The organism is Stieleria sp., assembly GCF_041595215.1.
In the GTDB taxonomy this organism is placed as follows: domain Bacteria; phylum Planctomycetota; class Planctomycetia; order Pirellulales; family Pirellulaceae; genus Stieleria; species Stieleria magnilauensis.
The window spans coordinates 1-1,891 of the sequence record NZ_JBFHKV010001369.1 but is presented as its reverse complement, the minus strand read 5'-3'; the positions used below and the strand labels follow the sequence as shown (position 1 = coordinate 1,891).

Sequence of the window (1,891 nt, the reverse complement as noted above, 5' to 3'; positions counted from 1 at the left end):
CGGATGTTTCAGCAAATCAAACAAGCCCTCGGCCCCTACGATGCCGGCGAGTCGCTCGAGATCACGTTGCGTCGAAACGGCGAAACACGGACCGTCAGCGTCACGCTGGCCGAGTCGATTCCCCCGTTGAATCCGCAGCGCCTGGGCGTCTGGTTGACCGAAGAGACGCAAGAAGACACCGAGGAAGCCAACGACGAGGCACCGAAGCAGCCCAACGTGGTCGTCCGCGCCGTCGTCCCCGACACAGCTGCCGACGGCAAATTGAACCCCGGCGATGTGATCAAGCAAATCAATCAAACCAAAATCACAGACGTGGCAACGGCCGGTCGGACGATGATCACCGCGGTCGCCGATGAAGAACTGACGCTGGCCATCGATCGTGACGGGGAACCGTTGGAAATCAAATTGACCCCCACGTCGATCGCCGGACCGACACTCAAAAAGACGATCGATCAATGGTCCGGCGAACCGCCTGAAAACCCTTGGGATGTCCAGGAATTGCGGCTTCCCGATGTCCCCAATCTCGCCGCCTACGTGGCCCCCAAACCCGATGCGATGGCGGCCGACGACGGACTGGCGTTGCTGGTGCTGTTGCTCCCCCCGGACACCCGCGACCCGCAAAAAGCGTTGCAGGGTTGGCGCGATGCAGCCGGAAAATCCGGCGTCGTGGTCTGCGCCGTCTGCAGCGAAGATGAACAGCGTTGGCAACAAAAAGAAATCGACGTCGTCTCTCGCATGGCCACCCTGATGGCGCAGCGAGTCCCCGTCCTCGTTAGCGCGGTCGCGGCGAACGGTGCGATCAAGGACACGCCGGCTTCGGCAGCCGATTCCATGGTGATCGCGATGGCGCTGTCGGATCGAAAGAATTTTGCCGGCATCGCGGTCTCGGCAAGTGCCAAGCCCCCCGCCGTTCGGCTGCGTGAAAACGAGCCCGATCGCGCCCTGGAAATCATGTTGCCGATCGAGTCACTCGACAACGGCCCGACCTGGCTGGCACCGCTGGCGACCGCCGGATACCCCATTGCGCTGGGCGGTGAAACAGAGATCGATGACCTGCTGCGTTGGGTTCGCTTGCTGCAAACGATTTGAATGATCCGCCACACGGTTTGGGCCCGTCCGCTCACGCCAAACGGCTGGTCATCGTTTGACATCAGCCGGTTCGCGCCAGCGTCCGAGGACCACGGGCGGACGGTTCGTGCGGGTATTTTCCGACCGCCGGACCTCAAACCGGCGTTGTCTCGTTAAACTCTTGTTGTGACAGCTCCCGTCGCGACTCCTTTCTGCCCCGTCGTCCTTTAACCCCGTCCCGCAGCATGATTTACCGTACGCTTCTTTCACTCGCCCTGCTTTTCGTTCCGCTGGTCAGTCACAGCGTGGCAGCCCAGTCGGGCGTGCTCCACTTTCCCGCCAAGGGTGACTCCCAAGGCAAAATCGTTCTCGTTTCGGGCGACGAAGAGTATCGCACCGAAGAGTCGATGCCGATGTTGGCCAAAATCCTGAGCGTGAAACACGGCTTCGATTGCACCGTTCTGTTTTCGATGTCCGCCGATGGGCGATACATCGACCCGAACAACCAGAGCGGCGTGGTCGGCTGGGAAGCGCTCGACGATGCCGACTTGATGATCATCGGAACGCGTTTTCGCAAACCCAGCGAGTCGCAAGCGGCCCACATCACCAAGTTCATCAACGCCGGAAAACCGTTGATCGGGATCCGCACCGCGACACACGCCTTCAACGGAAAGGGTTCATTCGGCGGTGAGGTGACCTATGGCAACTTTGGACGCAAGATCCTTGGTGAGCAGTGGGTCAGCCACCACGGCCAACACAAACGCCAAGGCGCGCGAGCGGTCATTACCGATCAGGCCGCAGAGCATCCGATCCTCAATAGTGT

The 1,891-nt window shown here is 60.7% G+C and carries 1 protein-coding gene and 1 pseudogene; both read left to right on the top strand.

The features are described from left to right. A partial coding sequence (locus ABX749_RS31370) for a PDZ domain-containing protein (protein ID WP_372899497.1) occupies positions 1–1,089 on the top strand: 1,089 nt, incomplete at its 5' end. A 224-nt stretch (positions 1,090–1,313) separates the two neighbouring features. Further along, positions 1,314–1,891 (top strand): annotated as a pseudogene (locus tag ABX749_RS31365) (hypothetical protein); the annotation flags it as partial.